Raw genomic sequence first — 19,975 nt, forward strand, 5'->3', positions numbered from 1 at the left:
AACAATCTATGTAAAAAAGGTAGGAAACATGAAATATTTCTGTTGCTACTCTCTTATTTTCTTTTTAATTGTGTAGATGAAAGAAAAGTTACATAAACCTTTTCCAATATTTCCTTACTAAGCTCTATTACTACAGGTTGACCGATGCTTTCCAATAACACGAATCTTGGTTTATTGGAGAATGACTTTTTGTCTCTTGTCATACCAGTGAATGCTTTATCAAATTCAAGATCAATCGGAATTTCTAAGCTGTATCCAAGATCTTTAATCCATAATTCAAAATCGCGAATATTAAAATCTAGATCTAATATTTCCTTGCTTAAGTATAAGGCATATATCATTCCGGTCATAACTGCTTCACCATGTGATATTTTTCCGTATCCAGCTGATGATTCTATTACATGGCCTAATGTATGACCGAAATTTAAGAAAGCGCGAATTCCCGTTTCCCTTTCATCCTTTGAAACTACATCGGCTTTTATTTCAATTCCTCTTTTTAAGAAGTAAATAAGATGATCATCCTTAATTGTATTTAAATCGGAAACATTCGACATTAAAAATTCAAGTAATGATGAATCCGCAATTAATGCGTGCTTGACTGCTTCTGCAAAACCTGAACGGATTTCCGATTGCGGGAGAGTTCTTAGAAATTCTGTATGATATATGACGGCGTCCGGCTGATGAAAAGAACCAATCATATTCTTTCCAAGTGGATGATTGATTCCTGTTTTCCCTCCTACCGCGCTATCGTGGGCTAAAATTGTTGTCGGAACCTGCATAAATGGAATTCCCCTCATATAGGTTGCTGCGACAAAGCCGGCTAAATCACCAACAGCACCACCGCCTAATGCTATAATGCAAGACTTCCTGTCTAGTCCTTGTTCAAGCGCGTAAGATAGACAAGATTCATAAATCGTAAATTGTTTTGCCTTTTCTCCGGAAGGAACAATATAGGTAAAAAACTCGTATGATGGCGGAATTGCATTTATTATTTCTTCCAAATGCAATTGACTGACAGTTTCATCCGTAATAATAAGAAGTTTTGTATATTGAATGGTTTGCAAATGTGCTGTTAATGATTCTAATACATTGGTACCTATGTAAACTGGATAAGATTTTGATGGTGTTTGAATGTCAATTTTCAATGTTTCTCCTCCTAGCCATTTTTTTATCAGTAGAAACGTTCGATGGTTCCGTCTGCACCGTTGATTTCCGTTCCAGGCGGACGCGCGTTCCGGGGGGCGTGCGGTTTGTCTAGCTGCAGCGCCTAGCCCCTCGAGGTCATAAGTCATATTACTACGTGGCTAAAAAGCAAGCCACTGCGTAATCCGCCTTATGCTAGTCGGGGCTGGTCAAGGCGCTTACGCATTTCTATGAGCCTCCTCAGTCGCTTCGCGCCCTGCGGGGTCTCACCTTTCACGCTAATCCCCCAGGAGTCGCCGCCTGGAACGAAGATCAACTAAGATGATGTTTTAACTCATAAAAAAGAATAATTATCCTTCTTAAAAAATGTCTCTTTAATGGGCTTAATCTTTTTTTAGGATCTTTTATAACTGTATGTTGATTTCAAGACGTTTGAAAAATAATCGGAAAAATTCCGTTTATTTTGGGAAATACCCATATTTCCTTAGTAATAAGGGGGGATTTTCCGTTTATATGGTTCAAATTTCTAGATTTTGTTATATTTAGAGCAGTTAACCGGAATATTTCCGACTATTTTTGCTTCTTAAGCTCCCTCATATACATTAACCGGAAATTCTCCGCCTATTTATTCTCTTACCTGCACGAAATCAACAATAAATAATAGCAGAGCCCTTTATAAAAGGAATGATCGCATTTAAAACAAAATCGGTCTGAAAGTTGATTTGTAGCGAAAGTGCGAGACTCCTGGTCGGCTAAAAAGACCACGTCCTTGGGCCAACACCAACACTAGGACGTCCAGTCCGTCGCGGGATCAGCAGGATAGGTGAGACCCCACGGACGTTAACACCGAGGAGGGTCACCGCCCGCCCCTAAGGTCCGCGAGCAACTGTAGCGGAAATCAATCACTCACAACCTTGGTAAAGCAATAATGTTTGCAAAGAGAGTTCATAAGATATAAGCCTCGAAAAATACTGAAGAATCTACAGAATATTAACTTTTCGATAAAAAAATGTATCTTCTACTTCTAAATCATATTGACTTGGATTAAATATTTGTTCAGTACTCCCGACAAATAGTACTCCATCTTCTGCTAATGATTTCGAAAACTTATTGTACAAGTCTTCTTTTGCTTCCTCTGTAAAATAGATTAATACATTTCGACAAACTATTAAATCAAAATTTTTGCCAAAAGGATCTCCAAGCAAGTTTAACTTTCTAAAATCAACCGTCTTTTTTATTTCTTCGTTGATTTTATAAATATTTCCTTCTTTTTGAAAAAATTTAGCTAGTAAAGTGGAAGGAATAGCGGCTAATGATCGTTCAGAATACATTCCTGCTTTAGCCGCCGCCAGTACCTGCTCATCTATATCCGTTGCCAATATAGAAATTTGGCTAGGTGGCATGTATCTCGATAATATCATGGAAATTGTATACGGTTCTTCTCCAGTAGAAGAAGCAGCACTCCAAATCTTAAGTTTTTTCTTTTTTGCTAAAAGCCGCGGCAGGATTCTTTGTTCCAATACTTCCCAACGCTTATGATTACGAAAAAACTCCGTCACATTAATCGTCATTCTATCAAGAAATTCGTTCATTATTTGTGAATCAGATAAAATTCCTGCATAAAACTCTTTAAAAGAAGAAAATCCTTTTTTTTGATAGAGGGATGTAAGTCTTCTTTTCATTTGCGCTTCTTTATATAATGATAAATCGATTCCTGTTTTTTGCTTAATTTGTAAAATAAATTGATGATAATCTTGCCCCATCGGAATACCCCATCACTTTCTCTTTATACTCCATATTATTATAACGCAAAAAGCCATAGATTGAGATTAAAAAACCACCTAGTATTCCGTTCTAGGTGGTTTAGGTAGTATTAATATATCCAGCTGTTAATAAGCTTAGAGTATTCGTTAAGTTCTTCCTCTTTAAAAAACAAAGATATTTCTCTTTCTGCACTTTCGGTTGAATCAGATCCGTGAATAATATTTTTACCAACAGTTAACCCAAAATCTCCGCGAATTGTTCCTTGTGCAGCATCTTTTGGATTTGTTGTACCCATCATTTGACGTGCTGTATGTATAACATTCTCACCTTGCCAAACCATTGCAAAGACAGGTCCTGATGTAATAAATTCTACTAAACCGCCAAAAAAAGGACGCTCTTTATGTTCACCATAATGTTTTTCAGCCAGTTCTTTTGAAATCGTCATCAATTTAGACCCAACAAGCTGAAAGCCTTTTTTTTCAAAACGCGATACGATTTCGCCAATTAATCCTCTTTGAACCCCATCAGGTTTTACCATTAGAAAAGTTTTTTCCATTGTTATCACTCCTGCGATTATCTCGGGAAAAAGCTCGAAATCCCATGAAAATAATACCATTTTTTCCGTTCATTAGCAAATTAATCCATGTTCTATCACGATCTACTTGACTTTTAATATTTTCTTTTTCCTATGTAGAAAGCAATGTCTCGAAGTGTTTTTTTAGCTTTTATAGGCGGAAGTTCGTCTAAAACATTGATAGCTTTTTTTAGATACATCCTGCTTACTGAATGAGCCTTTTCTATTGCTCCCGAATTTTTAATGGCAGATATAATACCAATCATGTCTTCTTTATTTGTATGTTCATTAACATTCAATATATCAACTTTCAAGCTATCGTCTTGCATTGCATATAGGACTGGCAATGTAATATTTCCTTGACGCAAATCTTCTCCAGCAGGTTTCCCTAGTTCTTTTTCTGAACCAGTAAAATCGAGAATATCATCTATAATTTGATAAGACATCCCGATAAAATAACCAAATCTATATAACTTTCTATGAGTCTTTTCATCGGCACCAGCAGTAATTGCTCCTAGTTCACAGCTTACGGCAATTAGTAAAGCGGTTTTTCTTTTAATGCGTCGTAAATAGTCTCTTAAATTTTGATTGAAACGATATTTATCTTTTATTTGATCAATTTCCCCCATACAAACCTCAATAATCGCGTTTGAGAGTATTTGATGGGCCATTGAATGAGGAATATTTGTCATATATTCAAGAGAACGAGCCAATATATAATCACCAGTATACATCGCAATACGATCATTCCATGTATAGTTGATTGTTGGTTGTCCTCTTCTAAGCTCGGCATCATCAATTACATCGTCATGGACTAATGAGGCCATATGAATAAGCTCTAAAGCAACTGCAGTGTTTTTAATTGTATGTATATTATACGTACCAAATTTTGCTGCTAGCAGGACAAAAACAGGTCTAATTCGTTTCCCCCCTGCTTTTAGAAGCTGTCCTGACGCTTTTTGGAGTAGTCCCATGTCTGATTGAATGGCTAATTCCATTTCTGTTTCGATGATGTCGAAGTCAGCTTTTAAGGTCGAATTAAGTAATGTTAGTTTCATTTCATTTCCACCTAGGCTTTATTTCTGTTTCATTCCAATATGAGCCGCTGCAACACCACCATTATAGGATTTGTATATAACGTCGACAAATCCAGCTCTCCAGAACATTTGGGCTAGCTCCTCCATACCCGGAAAGTCACGGGCTGATTCTTGTAACCAAGAATATTCTTTAAAGCTTTTGGCAACTAATTTTCCAAATAAGGGCATGATATAGCGGAAATACAAATAATAAGCTTGTCTATAAACGGGGAGAGTCGGTTGGGATGTTTCAAGGCATACAGCCATTCCACCAGGCTTTAACACTCTGTTCATTTCTTTCAATACTTGCATATAGTCCGGGACATTACGCAAACCAAAACCAATTGTAACGTAGTCAAATGAATTATCCTCAAATGGAAGTTCCATCGCATTACCTTGAATAAGCTCTATATGATCTAATTGTTCCTTTTCTTTTTTTTCTTTAGCTACTTGCAGCATATTGTGGCTAAAATCTAAGCCAATTACTTTGCCGGTGCTGCCTACAGCACGTGCAAGTGCAATTGTCCAATCTCCAGTTCCACAACAAAGATCAAGGGCATGAACACCTTCAGGGACATTCATCTTTTTCATTGTCTCTTTTCGCCACTTTATATGTTGCTGAAAGCTGATAATCGAATTCATTTTATCATAATTTTGATGTATTTTTTCAAATACGCTATGTACTCGTTCCTCTTTTGATTGCATCTTTGTCAACATCCTCCAGTTAAAGAACCAGCCAATTCATTCAGCCGCAAGTACATGTTTGATGGCAATACATGCAATTCTTTTACCATGCCATCAAGTTTACTCTTTGACTCATTCATTATATTTGTTATTATTTTTTTTTCATCTTCAGAAGACAGTTCCGTGTTATTTCTCAAATAGAATTTTTTTATTCCATTTATAAAAACGGAAAATTTCCCATTAATTGACATTTTTAATTCTTCACCAATTTTTTTAAAAAATAAAAATTCCGTGAAAAAGTTAATATATTTTAAAGGTATTTGAAAATGAATGCAAAATTGTTCCAAAAGTCCTGATTCTATCTTTTTTACACTCTCAAGATATGAATCAATACTGTCATCTGTAAAGTGAATGATATTAATTTTATGTTCATTAATTGTTTTGATTGCAAGTGCAAGAGATTTTATCAGTTCAATATTCCGATATTCGGATAATAAACTATAATACATGCCACTATAGTAATCTCCGGCCAATACAGTAAGTTGGCGTGCTTTCAATGATATTTTGGGATCTGATACATTTTCATGGGTTTCTAGTGCTAAGTTTGCAAGCATAGTTGCCATGATATACGCTTCACGCTCTTCCATTGATAAGCTTAGATCCTGTAAAGAGTAAGTCATTAGAAGAATTTGATCTACATCAAAGGCAGGCGGTTCAATATGTTTATGTAAAAAAGGATGAAAGCATTTTTGCTGCAACTTATCTTTTATTGAATTCACTTGCTGTTCATAATTACAGACAGCCATAACAAAATCCTCGTTTCTATCTACAAATAAAAGCCCGTTCTTATACATGCCCTATAATTATAACATATTGAAATAGCTAATTGCGATTTTGTGGTTTATTGGTTATTTATTATTTTCACTATCTATTTCCCCAAATGAGGTAACAATGTTTGCATTCCCTCTAATTTTGATTGCTGAAGTATGCTCCGTAAATTGGGCCACCAGGACTTCACCTGCGTCTAACTTTTCTGCATGATGGAATTTAGTATCCGAACCTCTCGTTAAGCCAATGACATTTACTCCATCTTCTAATGCTTTAATAATTATGAAATCCGATTGCCCGCGCCCATTACTCATGTTCTCACCTCATAAAAATGTTAATATTTTATTAAGGATAGTACTTCCGCCCGTGCTTGACCATCAGTGGCCAGTATTCCCCTAACCGCGGATGTCACAGTTTTCGCACCTGGTTTTTTTACTCCCCTCATTGTCATACACATATGTTCAGCCTCTAAAACAACCATAACGCCTTGTGGTTCGAGTTTTTTCATCATAACATCTGCTATTGTGGATGTAATCCGTTCCTGTAATTGCGGTCTGGCCGCCACTGTTTCTACAGCTCTTGCAAGTTTACTTAAACCGGCGACCCTTCCATTTTGAGGTATATAAGCCACATGGGCTTTACCAAAAAAGGGTACTAAATGATGTTCACACATTGAAAAAAAAGGGATATCTTTAACAAGAACAAGTTCTTCATGATCTTCACCAAAAATGGTATCAAAATATTCTTCCGGGTTTTTTCCTAAACCAGAAAAAACTTCCTCATACATTTTTGCTACACGTTTTGGAGTATCTATTAAACCTTCCCTATTTGGATCTTCACCTATTGCTTCTATTATCATTCGAACCGCATCTTCAATTTGCGATCGATTTACTTCAGCCATGACCGTTCCTCCTACACTATTTTTTGACTCTCAATATTCATCGAGTCAAATGGTACAAGGTTTTCTTGTACTGAAAATAATCTACATACAACGCGTCTGCCTACTACCGTTGATTTCCGTTCCAGGCGGACGCTTTCCGGGGGGGCGTGCGGTTTGTCTAGCTGCAGCGCCAAGCCCTTCGGGGTCATAAGTCATATTACTACGTGGCTAAAAGGCAAGCCACTACGTAATCTGTCTTATGCTTGTCGGGGCTGGTCAAGGCGCCTACGCATTTCCATGAGCCTCCTCAGACGCTTCGCGCCTTGCGGGGTCTCACCTGTCACGCTGATCCCCAGGAGTCGCCACCTGGAACGTAGATCAACTGGGATATTCCTTTATTCAATGTAGGGAGACTATACTGTTCCTACCTTGTTCTCAAATCTTTTCCTTTTCATACGACTTCCATGAAAGGCTTAAGTTTTTATTTAACAAAGAATTTCCTCTGCTATTTTCGAAAAAACACTTAACTTTTAGCAAAGCTTAGTTTGATATGCATTTTTTGAAAATGAAATGACAAATATGTAGTTTCCGTATTGATGAACTTTTTTAGAAATTCCATAAAAACATCATGGCTAATCCTTAGTATTGTAAGCATAATGCAAACCTGGAATCCTGTTTTTTTCTAAGTTAGAAATCGATATTGATTTTCAAAGCTGTTGATTGGAGCGGAAGGCGCGTAGACTCCTGGTCGGCTAAAGACGGCCACGTCCTGCGGCCATCGCCGACACTAGGACGTCCTGTCCGTCGCGGGAATACGGAACAGGGGAGACCCCACAGGCGCTTGCGCCGAGGAGGCTTCCCGTACCGCCCGCGGAAAGCGTAGCGCCTGGAGCGCAAATCAACAACCACGTTTAAGGACTTCTTTTCTGTAGCCTTGTTATTCCGAGATTCTACATTTGAACCCTAGATTCTTTTGTATTCCCATCTTAGCATAAATGCTTTAAAAATTAAAAAGGAACTGCCGTAATAATAAGGCAGTTCCATTTGTTACGCTAAAGAATGTATGTAATTATTTAACTGCATCTTTAAGCGCTTTACCTGGTTTGAACGCTGGAACTTTGCTTGCAGCGATTTCGATTTCTTGACCAGTTTGAGGATTGCGTCCTTTACGAGCAGCACGCTCACGAACTTCAAAGTTACCAAAACCGATTAAAGCTACTTTATCACCGTTAGCCAAAGCATTTTGGATGGATTGGAAAACAGCATCAACAGCTTTAGTAGCATCCTTTTTAGAAAGTTCTGCTGATTCAGCAACAGAATTAATTAGTTCAGTTTTGTTCATACCATTCACCTCCTCCCAATAAAGAGAGATCTTGTTCCGCAACTGCTATTACATTTGTGAACAATTTTTAAGATTTCTAAACATAAAAATGTTAGAAACCGTTTGGATTACTGCTAAATAAGGGATTTATCAGCAATTCTGTTTAAAAGATTATCATATATATTTTATGTTAGCAAGAATAAAAGGCGTAAAATATGGAAAAGATGCCGAATATCGTCGCATTCGGCATCTTTTTTTCTATTATCTGTTAAATTTGTTTCATTAATCCATACTCCGGAAGCTGCAATTAACATACCATCTTTTAAAGAATGATTGCTATTAATCCTCCGGAACCTTCATTAATTATTCTTTCAAGTGTTTCTTTTAGTTTGTATCTTGCGTTTTCTGGCATCATGGCTATTTTTGCTTGGATGCCCTCTCTCACTAAGGAGCTCAAGCTTCTGCCAAAAATATCTGAATTCCAGATTGATAGAGGATCGTCCTCAAAATCCTGCATGAGATAGCGGACAAGCTCCTCACTTTGTTTTTCGGTTCCAATGATCGGTGCAAATTCTGATTCGACATCCACTTTTATCATATGAATGGATGGTGCCATTGCTTTTAATCTGACACCAAATCGTGCTCCTTGCCTAATAATTTCAGGCTCATCGAGACTCATATCAGCCAGAGAAGGTGCTGCAATTCCATATCCCGTTTGCCTAACCATTGCAAGTGCATCGGATACTTGATCATACTCTCTCTTTGCATCCGCGAAATCCTGCATGAGTTCAAGAAGGTGGTCTTTACCGCGGACTTCAACTCCTACGACTTCCTTGAGTACATTATCATATAAATCATCTGGAGCAAATAAATCAATTTCTGCAATTCCTTGCCCCATATCTACCCCTGCCAAACCAGCATTTTCGATAAAGTCAAACTCATAAAACTGCTGAACGACTCTATCTACATCTCGTAATCTCTTAATATCTTTAACTGTTTCCTTAACAGCCTCTTGATAGTTATTGCGGAGCCAGTGATTCTCCTTTAATACCATTACCCAGCTAGGCAAGTTCACATTTACTTCTAATACAGGGAATTCATATAAAGCTTCACGAAGTACACTCATCACATCTGTTTCTCTCATACTCTCAACGGACATGGCAAGCACTGGGATATCATATTTTGCTTCAAGTTGCTTGCGCAAGTTTTCTGTCTCTGCATGATGCGGACGTGAAGAGTTTATAACCATAATAAATGGTTTTCCAACTTCTTGTAATTCTTCTATTACTCGCTCCTCAGCGTCAACATAGTCTATGCGTGGTATTTCTCCAATTGTTCCATCCGTAGTAATGACCACTCCAAGCACCGAATGCTCTTGAATAACCTTTCTCGTTCCAATTTCTGCTGCTTCGTGAAAGGAAATTGGTTCATCATACCATGGTGTATGAATCATTCGCGGGCCATTTTCATCCTCATATCCTTTTGCACCTGGTACAGTATAGCCGACACAATCAACAAGCCTCACATTCACTTCAAGTCCTTCATCCACTTGAACCGCTACAGCTTGATTAGGCACAAATTTAGGTTCCGTCGTCATGATCGTTCTGCCTGCGGCACTTTGAGGAAGTTCATCTTGCGCTCGTGCTCTATCTGCTTCACTCTTGATGTTCGGAAGTACAGCCAGTTCCATAAACTTTTTAATAAATGTGGATTTACCTGTTCGAACAGCTCCTACTACGCCTAAATAAATATCTCCGCCTGTTCTTTCTGCAATATCTTTAAAAATGTCCACCTTTTCCAAGAGGTTCCCTCCTATCATTGAGTTCAAGGGACTTAACATCCTATAAACGATTGGACAATAGATGTTTACGATGTTGTCCGATTCTTATATGACCATTTTAAGAAGTAAATAAAAAATCCTTCTTCCACATTATATTGAGTGAAAGAAGGATTATTCCTATTTTTCCATGTAAATCGGTTCATTGTTTTCATCTACTGTATACGAAAGTGAATAGGCAGGAACGAATGATGAATTGTCTGTGAGAATGCTTGTAATATCCTCACCTTGCTTATAAGATTTCCCACTTTCTTTTAAAGTCTGATATAGGTCACTTATATAATCAACAAATATCTCACCGTCTAAATTAATCACTAGAGGCAAATTATGATTTGTAAAAGGTGAAATGATATAAGGTTCGCTTTTATAGCCTAGCTTTTTATAATCCAACGTATAAATATGACTAGCTATTGCCTCTTTAAATGGTGGATATCCTTGAGTTTTAATTCTCAATTTCACTTCCCTTATTTTTTCCGCGATGCGTAAATCAAACACCTTTACTGTTGGTTTTGTTTCAACGTCTATTAAAACATATTGAAATACACCCCCACTTTCATATGCATTTCCAGGGGGAGATGCTAAAAACCGGGGGGCCAGTTTTGAAAATTCAATCGGATATTTTATGTAAATAGGAGTATCATTTTCACGGGTTTTGATTGGCAAAAGTCCGTCGCTCGTATCGCTATATTGATCCACAGCTGTCTGTACAGCCTTTATTTGATCTTCATAAGGTATTTGATTCTCTACTCTTTTTTCTTGAGGGTATAGACATCCACTTAATAAAATTGTGGCAAGTATTATTGCTATATTCAGTTTAAATCTCATTTTATTGCTTCATCCCTTCAGCATCTATCATGTTGATCGCTTCTTGAGCGTATGAAACTCAGCTGGTTGGACCCGTTAGAACAACGAAAAGCATAATAATCCCACCAATGATCATAAACAGCCATGCTGTGATAGAAGTGACTATTTTTAATAATTTATTATTCAATTTATAACGACTGATGTAAATTGTAAACATTGCTAAAGCCAGTAGAAACATCCCTATGATAGATATCCACATTTTTTGCATTGATGGTGACATATTGACTCCTCCACTACTTAAATGACAAGTTACATGATATTATATCATGGTCAATTTATTAAAAGTTTAAATTACGTTACAAAATCAGCAACAAAAAAAAGATGAAGCAACGGTTGCCCCTTTGCTTCATAGATGACAAACTAATACCCATTCCACCTGTTTAAGCAATTTACTTCAAAGCATTATATGCACTTAAAAAAGATTAGCATCCTCTTTTGCCTAGTCAACTCATAGTTGTTCCATTTGCTCACTTAATATATCGACAAGATCTTCCATTTCATTTGTTTTTAGTCTTGCCATTAATTGTTCCCCGGCTTCTTTTGCGTTTACATCATTAAATAATATTTGATAAAGAATTTCTGTAATCGGCATGCTGCAATTATATTTTCGGGCTAATTGGTGAGCGGCTTTTGTCGTTCTAACACCTTCTACAACCATCCCCATATTGCTCAAAACATCCTCTAACTTTTGCCCTTTGCCAAGCATATTGCCCGCTCTCCAGTTCCTGGAATGAACACTTGTACATGTTACAATTAAATCGCCTATTCCAGCCAATCCTGAAAACGTTAATGGATTTGCGCCCATTTTTGTCCCTAAACGAGAGATTTCCGCAAGCCCCCTCGTTATGAGTGCTGCTTTCGCATTATCTCCATATCCTAAGCCATCAGAAATTCCAGCCGCTAATGCAATGATGTTTTTAAGAGCTCCGCCTATTTCAACCCCAATCAAATCGAGATTTGTATAGACGCGAAAATGTTGATTCATAAATAAATCTTGTATTTTTTCTGCTGCTTCCATATTTTTCGATGAAACTGCAACTGTTGTAGGATGTCTCAAGCTTACTTCTTCTGCATGGCTAGGCCCTGAAAGCACAACGATATCTTTAAGAATCCGTTTAGGTATTTCTTCATCAATCATTTCTGAAATACGCAACAAGCTGTCAGGTTCAATTCCTTTACTTACATGCACGAAAGTAAGTGGCTGCATTTGAAACTTTATAATCTCCCTTAATGTTTCCCTTATCGCTTTAGTAGGAACAGCTAATACGACGGTTTCTATTCCATGTAAAGCTTCTTCCAGCGATGTATGGGCGGTAATCAAATCAGGAAGATTAATCTCTGGTAAATATTTATGATTTGTATGTTTTTCATTGATTTCGACTTTTTGCTGATCATTTCGAGTCCATAATTGAATATGATGTCCATTATCTGCCAACACAAGCGCCAAAGCAGTACCCCAGCTTCCCGCTCCAATAACAGCAACTCTTTCTTTTCTATTGCTCAAGATTTGTTCACCCACTTATGTTCTTTGTCTTGTAAGGATTTTAATAGGCGTCCCTTCGAATCCAAACGCTTCCCTTATTCTGTTTTGTAAAAATCTTTCATATGAAAAATGCATGATTTCTGGATCATTCACAAATACAATAAAAGTTGGTGGTTTGATCCCCACTTGTGTCACATAAAGAATTTTTAACTTTCGCCCTTTATCTGAAGGTGTAGGATTCATCGCTATAGCATCGGCAATAACATCGTTCAAAACGCTTGACTGCACTCTCATTGCATGATTTTCACTAGCCGTTTTTATTGCCGGAAATAAGTTTGTCAACCGTTTTCGCGTTATTGCTGACACGAATAGTATCGGGGCATAATCTAAAAATAAGAAATGGGCTCTTATTTTCTCTTCAAATTCTTTCATTGTTTTTTCATCTTTTTCTACAGCATCCCATTTATTAACTACGATGATAACAGCCCTGCCAGCCTCGTGCGCATATCCTGCGATTTTTTTGTCCTGCTCTAAAATTCCTTCTTCTCCATTTAGAACTACAAGAACAACGTCAGACCGATCAATCGCTTTTAACGCCCTTAATACACTATATTTTTCAGTGTTTTCATATACTTTTCCTTTTTTACGCATTCCCGCAGTGTCAATTATTGTAAACTTTTGTCCTTCGAACTCATAAGAAGAATCTATTGCATCTCTAGTTGTACCTGCTATATTACTAACAATTACTCTTTCCTCACCAAGCATTGCATTTACGATAGAAGATTTCCCTACATTCGGTCTTCCAATTAAACTAAATTTGATTGTATCCTCTTCTGTATTGTCATCCATACTTTCGGGAAATTGTTTGACTACTTCATCAAGTAAATCTCCCAACCCGAGGCCATGAGATCCCGAAATCGGAAAAGGTTCGTTGAAGCCGAGCGAATAAAAATCATAAATATCCGCGCGCATTTCTGGATTATCCACTTTATTCACGGCCAAAACGACTGGTTTTTTGGATCGAAACAGGATTTTAGCCACTTCCTCATCTGCGGAGGTAACCCCTTCCCTGCTATTGACGATAAAAATGATAACATCAGCTTCTGCGATGGCTATCTCTGCTTGTAACCGTATTTCTTCCAAAAATGGAGCATCCCCCATTTCAATGCCGCCTGTATCGATTATATGAAATTCATGAGAAAGCCAATCACCTGTACCATAAATTCGGTCTCTCGTTACTCCTGGCGTATCTTCTACGATTGATATACGTTCTCCTACGATTCGATTAAAAATAGTTGATTTACCTACGTTCGGACGACCAACGATCGCCACAGTCGGTTTAGACATTTCATCCACTCACTTTAAAGTTAATCTTTAGTTCTACTGAGAAATCGTACCATATTATCTATAGAAAAGGTAATGAAAATCATTTATTGGGAAATTTTTTTATTTCCCTTTATTCTAGTAATAGCGGTTAGATTGGAAATAAAGTGAAATAATAAATTGGAAATGATAATAATTGAAATAATATCTAAATATTCCATCGAACCGATTAAATAAGGCATATCCCATTTACTTAAATATGAAGCAAATACAATATCTCCTTGAAGTGTACCAAGGCATATTAGCAGTATTCGAGTAAGAACAGATGAAGAATATAGAAAGTATCCAAAAATAAATAAAGTAAATGAGGTAAGCACAACTCTATCCATGAACATCCAGATAGGGTCGTACATTTCAAATAAAAGAAAACCAGCATAGCCTACCATTAAAGTAAATACCGAAAATAATAAATGAAGTTGCTTTTTAAATGGCAGTTTAGATGATAAGTAATAACAGATGATTAAAATCAAAAGCGACGATCCACTTATATGCAAGAAATAAAATCTTATGGTAAGGGGCTTTAAAATGATTAAGAGTAAGGCACAACTTGCAATTGGCCATCTATAAGTTGATTTTTTATCCATCATAAATGTTGCGTAAATCCAAATCACCCATGCAATAAGTAAGAATATCATTCCTTGCATTTTCATCACCTCCGCTATCAGTATAGGAAAGGTGATGAAAATTTAATCAGATAATTTAAAAAACCTATAGTTTTATACGAAGGCACTGAAATTCTTTTAATGTTTTATCAGAATTTCCCCAGTCCGAATACACTTCGCCTTCCGCGGGCGAGTGGCAAGCCTCCTTGGGCTTCGCCCTGCGGGGTCCTGCCTATCTCACACTTCCCGCAGGAGTCTACGTGTATTCAGACTGCTCAGCATATTGAAATTGTTTTTCCTTTGTAAAAAAGTTTCACAAAAGAAACAAGCAGCTTATTACAAAAGATTTTCTTTTCTATAATTATACGGCAAAAAGGTATAATTCCCTCAAATGAGGTATTATACCTTTTTTTCTTCGACCATATGAAAAGCATTTCCTAATTTCTAACACCGTTGATTGGAGCGAAAATCAACAACCTGTTTAAAAGCCCTTCTTCAGTGCCCTCTTTTATACGGGAGGTTTCCGATTTGTTTATTTAAAACCTTTTAATTTATCACCAATCATATCACTTAGTTGGAATCCTTTTGATTCTTCAGGTAGTTCATAGTCTTTTGATTGATAATCTTGATCTTCAAGTTCCTTCATGCTTAAGGATAGTCGTTGGTCTTTTTCATTTACGTCCAACACTTTAACTTTAACAGTTTGACCTTCCTGCAGCACTTCGTGAGGAGTCCCGATATGTTTATGCGAGATTTGTGATATATGAACAAGTCCTTCTACACCTGGGAAAACTTCTACAAATGCTCCAAAGGAAACAAGACGTTTTACTGTACCTTCTAATATCGTTCCTCTTGGTGCTTTTTCAACAATATTAGTCCAAGGTCCCGGAAGTGTTTCTTTAATAGAAAGTGAAATTCTTTCGTTATCACGATCAACCGATAAAACCTTCACCTGAACCTTGTCGCCTTCTTTAACAACATCTGATGGCTTATCGATATGCTCATGAGAAAGTTGAGAAATGTGTACAAGTCCATCAACGCCGCCAATGTCTACAAAAGCTCCGAAATCGGTGAGCCTTTGAATCGTACCTTCTATCACTTGGCCAGCTTCTAGTTTTTCGAGTACCACTTGTTTCTCGCGCCCTTTTTCTTCTTCCACTACGATACGATGAGAAAGAATTAGTCGGTTTTTCTCTTTATCTAACTCAACAATTTTAAAAGAAAGAGTTTTCCCTTGATAATCTGAAAAATCTTCGACAAAATGGTCCTCTACCATTGATGCAGGGACGAATCCTCGTACACCTAAATCAACTACTAAACCACCTTTTACGATTTCATTTACCTCCGCGTCGAATACCTCATTATTTTGGAATCGTTGTTCAAGAGTTTCCCAGGCATTCTCAGCATCCACTTTACGTTTTGAAAGTACGAGGAGCTCTTCTTCCACTTTAGTTACTATCAAATCTAATACTTCACCTTCGTGGACCACGTCAGAAGCTTTCTCAACATGAAGGCTTGAAAGTTCGCTTATTGGAATAATCCCATCAAGCTTGCTCCCTTCTAGATCGACTAAGACCTGTTTTTCTTCAATCTTAGTTACCGTCCCTTTAACGCGGTCTCCTTCAGAGAAACTTTTCACTTCAATATTATTCATATCCTCCGTCATATGTACTCCTCCTATCCTGCATTTAAAAACTATAAGGCTTTCTAATGACAACCAAGAAAAATCCTCATATAATTCAAAAAAATCATCTTGTAATAAACTTCTTATAAATGACTTATTTTGTCAAGCGAAAGAGTTTATAGATCTTTATAAAATTCAGTTTTAATTGCCTAGCTTCGGGGGCTCTTACGCTTTTCTATCGTTCTCTATTAATTTCCTAATCTCTGACATAATTACATCTGTGGCTTCTTCCGCTGATACTTTATTTTCCCTCATTGCGGTAAAGTCAATTGGGCGTCCATAAATAACCTTTAACTTTTTAAAGGGTTTGTATGGACCGATGATTGCACAAGGGACAATGTGAGCATTTGATCGCAGAGCAAAAAAACCTGCACCCGCAAGCCCTTTTCCAACTTCTCCGGTATTATTTCTCGTTCCTTCAGGAAAAAGTCCCACAACTTTATCTTCTTTCAAATATCTTAAGCCTGTTCTTAACGCCTCTCTATCACTAAGTCCTCTTTTTACTGGGAATGCTTGAATGTTTTCCATAAGCTTTTTGCCTAAAGGATGTTTAAATAATTCCGCCTTCGCCATAAAATAAATGGGTCTTGGAGCTGTAATGCCAACGACCGGGGGATCCAAGTTATCGATATGGTTGGCACACAATAAAACACCGCCTTCTTTAGGGAAATGTTCAGTGCCACTTATCTCAATTCTATATAAAGGTTTTAGGACACAATTGACAACTGCTCTTGCAAATGTATAAAAATTCACAGTCTTTCAATCCTTTCTTCTGCCAGAGCAAATATTTTATCAGCTACTTCCTTAATTGATAATGAGGATGTATCAAGTTCCAAAGCGTCTTCCGCCTTTACTAAAGGTGAGATTTCCCTCTCTGAATCTTGTTTATCACGAAGGATAATTTCTTCTTTTAATTTTTCCAAATCAGATTGAAAACCTTTTTGGATATTTTCCAAATGGCGTCGGTTTGCCCTAATGTCTACACTTGCAAGTAAAAATATTTTCAACTCCGCATTCGGAAGAACCTTTGTTCCTATATCCCTTCCATCCATTACAACTCCGCCATCTTTACCAAACAGCTGCTGACGTAAAACCATTTCTTCTCGTACGGCTTTATAAGAAGCAACAGTAGACACATTATTTGTTACTGCTTCACTTCGAACTTGTTTTGTAACATCTTGCCCGTCCAAATAAATAAGTTGTCCATTTACGGATGGCTTTAGTTCAATCTTAGTATGTAATAGCAAACGGGAAATTTCAGTTTCATCTTTAATATCATAATTCTGGACAAGCGCTTTATACGTCAGCGCCCTATACATGGCTCCTGTATCAACGTAAATATAAGAAAGTTTTTCTGCAATCATTTTTGCTACGGTGCTTTTTCCAGCTGCAGCTGGCCCATCAATTGCTATACTAATTTTCTTCATTGTTATCACCTGTTTCGTCATTTTCCTACTCTATATTACCATAAAACAAAAAAATGAAGACAAGCATAGTCCTCATTCTTTCACGTTAAAGACGTTTAATTTCGGCTGTTCTTCCATGCCTGCTGTACCCTCGTATAAAATTAGTTTATTAGAGAATTTGAGGAATCCCATTTCATGAAAACCTTGAACAAGGATTAAGATGATAAGATGAATCAATACGAGTTTTAGTAAAATGCGTTCCATTGCATTCACATGTGACAACTCCGTTTTCTTCTTATCATCGGTCAAAAAAACTCGCTATATACATATAGGATATTTAGGTTGTAATTCCTCTTTTTCGATATTCAAGTTGTTTATCAAAGCAAAAGCGCATTAATTGTTGTTGTTCTTTATTTTTCACATTAAGAAATTGAATAGATACTAACTGGCTCTTATTTTTATCAAATGCCCTAATGATTCTGCAATCTAGATTTAAATATACGTACTCTCCAGAATGCATTGGCAGAACTATACAAACCCTTCCTAATTCCCCCCTATGGATGATAACGTTTTTCGGTAAAAGGACTGCACAACCTCCAGCACTAAAATCATCGGTAACAGTTGGAAAAATCTCTTCTGATTCAAGAAGCTGCAAAGAAACATCAATCGCGGCATTAATTCTGACAAATTGTCTTCTTTGAACTTTCAATAAGTTTTCAACACCAGGAAAGGTAAGAACTAGTAAAGGAATTTGATTTTTTACCCTGCCGATAATTTTTGTTTTAAACAAAAAAGCACCTGATTCTTCGTCAACAAAGCTAGCATACATTTTTGTGTCATTTCGCAAAAAGACAGTCTTATTGCTTGTTACCCCAAGAGGATAAGAAATATATATTTTGTTTTCATCAATGTCAGCAATTTTAGCTTTATATTTTTCTTCATTCTGATTGTCGGTTTCCAATATTAGCTCCATTCCAACTCTTAACATGAATGCCACACCCCGTAGTATTAATAAGCAATTAATACCATTATCGCACGGAAAGGAAAAAAAATATAGGCGGTACGCAGAGATTCCGCCTATATTAAATGTTATATCGTCTCTTCATAAATGGGTTCAGCATTTTTAAGTTTTTCTACTTTTTCTTCAATACCATTGTCGGCATTAATATATATTCGGTATGTGTCATTATCCATTGTTCCAATAAACTCATAACATAACACATCTTCACCAAGTTCATTTGTAATAATCGCCAGACGATCCTCCATTACTTTCACGTTAGTATTTAAATAGCCGCGAGCATCTTCAAGCTTCAACTTTGGCTTAGAAATATCTCGATCCTTATGCCCCTTTAAATAATCATTGGCAGCAAATCCGATAATTTGCCCGTTATCCAGTGCAACCTTTACTTTAATAGATTCAGGATAGATTCTTACTCCATTTTCGTTTGTGACGTAAGTAAATAAACCGATTGTATCATATTGCATGCTTTCCGCAGCCTCTAGCTTCTTATAACCATGATTTTTTAAAAAGTCGTTTGCTTTCGTCATTGCATCATTCAAACTTAATTTTTGAGTACCGATACCCCGATGGTTAATAAGCCAAATTGGATACCCACCCTTCTTTGTAATATCTATGCTAGCACCGTCTCCCTTTCCATCATCAAGGTTGACACTAAAAAAATCGTATGCAGCACCCTTTCCATTTTCAACAACCTTGGATTCATTTACGGAATTAATCCCTGAATATTTTTTGGCAAGATTGAGTGCCTCATCTTTAGATATTGTCTTTCCTTTTAAGTGGTCAAAATTTTGATCCTTTTTTTGAAACGCAACAACAGTAGGATCTTGCAGGTTTTCTTCGTCATATCCTTTTGCTCGTTTATCCACTGTCTTAAACCCATCAATAATGGTATTATCCGCATTTTCTTTTCCAGATGAAAGCGCTAACTCAACGTCCATCCATCTCAAATTATTTTTTAAAACTAGATGTTGAACCTTACGAAGTTCATTGCGAATATCATTACTTTGACTGTACATTTTTTTTAATAATGCATATTCATTTTTCGAAAGCGGTTCTTTATCCAAGTCTCTCACAGCGGTCCTGTAACTAAAATTACCAATATTCGTTAAAAAGCTTTCTGTTTTATTAAAAGGTATTAGTGTTAGTGGGAGTTGGCCAACTTGCCCACGTGCATCAGATGTTATTCGCCACACATCAGCAAGTGCTGGTGATAAGGATTTCTTTGAGTTCATGGCGAGCGTTGTCCCAATTTTTTCATGGAGAACATCCATCTGATAAGAAAGATCATGGAAGGCTCTTTGATAATTATTTTCGGCATTGATTAAGATTGCGTTTTTTTCCTGATGTTCTTGATATCCCCAATAGGCAGTACCTGCTATTCCAATCGTTAATACTACAATTAATATATTTCTAATCATAAAATGC

Annotated in this window: 21 protein-coding genes; all 21 read right to left on the minus strand. The window is 36.9% G+C overall.

Annotated features, from left to right (window positions below; all coding sequences use genetic code 11):
• Positions 1 to 53 precede the first annotated feature (53 nt).
• Entirely contained in the window at positions 54 to 1,145 is a 1,092-nt protein-coding gene (gene aroB, locus NQ185_RS01075; protein ID WP_257579667.1) for a 3-dehydroquinate synthase, read from the minus strand.
• A gap of 978 nt (positions 1,146 to 2,123) precedes the next feature.
• The gene (locus NQ185_RS01080) at positions 2,124 to 2,906 is read right to left on the minus strand and encodes a CheR family methyltransferase (RefSeq protein ID WP_257579668.1); all 783 of its coding nucleotides are present in this window, start codon (positions 2,904 to 2,906) and stop codon (positions 2,124 to 2,126) included.
• A gap of 110 nt (positions 2,907 to 3,016) precedes the next feature.
• The gene (gene ndk / locus NQ185_RS01085) at positions 3,017 to 3,463 is read right to left on the minus strand and encodes a nucleoside-diphosphate kinase (RefSeq protein WP_257579669.1); all 447 of its coding nucleotides are present in this window, start codon (positions 3,461 to 3,463) and stop codon (positions 3,017 to 3,019) included.
• Positions 3,464 to 3,576: 113 nt separating this feature from the next.
• Complete coding sequence (gene hepT, locus NQ185_RS01090) at positions 3,577 to 4,539, minus strand: heptaprenyl diphosphate synthase component II (RefSeq protein WP_257579670.1); 963 nt, start codon at positions 4,537 to 4,539, stop codon at positions 3,577 to 3,579.
• 18 nt (positions 4,540 to 4,557) lie between these two features.
• On the minus strand, positions 4,558 to 5,262 hold the full coding sequence (locus tag NQ185_RS01095) for a demethylmenaquinone methyltransferase (protein ID WP_257579671.1): 705 nt from the start codon (positions 5,260 to 5,262) through the stop codon (positions 4,558 to 4,560).
• Positions 5,263 to 5,267: 5 nt separating this feature from the next.
• Positions 5,268 to 6,047: a heptaprenyl diphosphate synthase component 1 gene (locus tag NQ185_RS01100; protein ID WP_257579672.1), complete on the minus strand. Its 780-nt coding sequence runs from the start codon at positions 6,045 to 6,047 to the stop codon at positions 5,268 to 5,270.
• A gap of 102 nt (positions 6,048 to 6,149) precedes the next feature.
• A complete protein-coding gene (mtrB, locus tag NQ185_RS01105; RefSeq protein WP_257579673.1) occupies positions 6,150 to 6,383 on the minus strand; it encodes a trp RNA-binding attenuation protein MtrB in 234 nt (77 codons plus the stop codon).
• 20 nt (positions 6,384 to 6,403) lie between these two features.
• Positions 6,404 to 6,970: a GTP cyclohydrolase I FolE gene (gene folE, locus NQ185_RS01110; RefSeq protein WP_257579674.1), complete on the minus strand. Its 567-nt coding sequence runs from the start codon at positions 6,968 to 6,970 to the stop codon at positions 6,404 to 6,406.
• Between the two features lie 1,048 nt (positions 6,971 to 8,018).
• The gene (hbs, locus tag NQ185_RS01115; protein ID WP_213127825.1) at positions 8,019 to 8,291 is read right to left on the minus strand and encodes a non-specific DNA-binding protein Hbs; all 273 of its coding nucleotides are present in this window, start codon (positions 8,289 to 8,291) and stop codon (positions 8,019 to 8,021) included.
• 301 nt (positions 8,292 to 8,592) lie between these two features.
• Positions 8,593 to 10,071 (minus strand): stage IV sporulation protein A, encoded by a 1,479-nt coding sequence (gene spoIVA / locus NQ185_RS01120; RefSeq protein WP_257579675.1) that lies wholly within the window; start codon positions 10,069 to 10,071, stop codon positions 8,593 to 8,595.
• A gap of 156 nt (positions 10,072 to 10,227) precedes the next feature.
• The gene (locus NQ185_RS01125; protein ID WP_257579676.1) at positions 10,228 to 10,932 is read right to left on the minus strand and encodes a YphF family lipoprotein; all 705 of its coding nucleotides are present in this window, start codon (positions 10,930 to 10,932) and stop codon (positions 10,228 to 10,230) included.
• 58 nt (positions 10,933 to 10,990) lie between these two features.
• The gene (locus tag NQ185_RS01130) at positions 10,991 to 11,191 is read right to left on the minus strand and encodes a DUF2768 domain-containing protein (RefSeq protein WP_257579677.1); all 201 of its coding nucleotides are present in this window, start codon (positions 11,189 to 11,191) and stop codon (positions 10,991 to 10,993) included.
• 228 nt (positions 11,192 to 11,419) lie between these two features.
• Positions 11,420 to 12,475, minus strand: coding sequence for an NAD(P)H-dependent glycerol-3-phosphate dehydrogenase (locus tag NQ185_RS01135; protein WP_257579678.1), 1,056 nt, complete (start codon positions 12,473 to 12,475; stop codon positions 11,420 to 11,422).
• A gap of 15 nt (positions 12,476 to 12,490) precedes the next feature.
• Positions 12,491 to 13,801, minus strand: a complete 1,311-nt coding sequence (gene der, locus NQ185_RS01140) for a ribosome biogenesis GTPase Der (protein ID WP_257579679.1) — start codon at positions 13,799 to 13,801, stop codon at positions 12,491 to 12,493.
• 83 nt (positions 13,802 to 13,884) lie between these two features.
• Positions 13,885 to 14,481 carry a YphA family membrane protein gene (locus NQ185_RS01145; RefSeq protein ID WP_257579680.1) on the minus strand — a complete coding sequence of 199 codons (597 nt, stop codon included), beginning with the start codon at positions 14,479 to 14,481 and terminating at the stop codon, positions 13,885 to 13,887.
• Positions 14,482 to 14,971: 490 nt separating this feature from the next.
• Positions 14,972 to 16,105 carry a 30S ribosomal protein S1 gene (gene rpsA / locus NQ185_RS01150; protein WP_257579681.1) on the minus strand — a complete coding sequence of 378 codons (1,134 nt, stop codon included), beginning with the start codon at positions 16,103 to 16,105 and terminating at the stop codon, positions 14,972 to 14,974.
• 183 nt (positions 16,106 to 16,288) lie between these two features.
• On the minus strand, positions 16,289 to 16,876 hold the full coding sequence (locus NQ185_RS01155; RefSeq protein WP_257579682.1) for a lysophospholipid acyltransferase family protein: 588 nt from the start codon (positions 16,874 to 16,876) through the stop codon (positions 16,289 to 16,291).
• Positions 16,873 to 17,550, minus strand: coding sequence for a (d)CMP kinase (gene cmk / locus NQ185_RS01160; RefSeq protein WP_257579683.1), 678 nt, complete (start codon positions 17,548 to 17,550; stop codon positions 16,873 to 16,875). Before cmk ends, NQ185_RS01155 begins: the two co-directional genes overlap by 4 nt.
• A 72-nt stretch (positions 17,551 to 17,622) precedes the next feature.
• Positions 17,623 to 17,793 carry a DUF5359 family protein gene (locus NQ185_RS01165; RefSeq protein WP_257580035.1) on the minus strand — a complete coding sequence of 57 codons (171 nt, stop codon included), beginning with the start codon at positions 17,791 to 17,793 and terminating at the stop codon, positions 17,623 to 17,625.
• 73 nt (positions 17,794 to 17,866) lie between these two features.
• A complete protein-coding gene (locus NQ185_RS01170; protein ID WP_257579684.1) occupies positions 17,867 to 18,517 on the minus strand; it encodes a flagellar brake protein in 651 nt (216 codons plus the stop codon).
• A 101-nt stretch (positions 18,518 to 18,618) separates the two neighbouring features.
• The gene (gene ypeB, locus NQ185_RS01175) at positions 18,619 to 19,968 is read right to left on the minus strand and encodes a germination protein YpeB (protein WP_257579685.1); all 1,350 of its coding nucleotides are present in this window, start codon (positions 19,966 to 19,968) and stop codon (positions 18,619 to 18,621) included.
• Positions 19,969 to 19,975 lie beyond the last annotated feature (7 nt).

It is taken from the genome of Lederbergia panacisoli, from assembly GCF_024626525.1.
GTDB classification, from domain to species: domain Bacteria; phylum Bacillota; class Bacilli; order Bacillales; family Bacillaceae_C; genus Lederbergia; species Lederbergia panacisoli.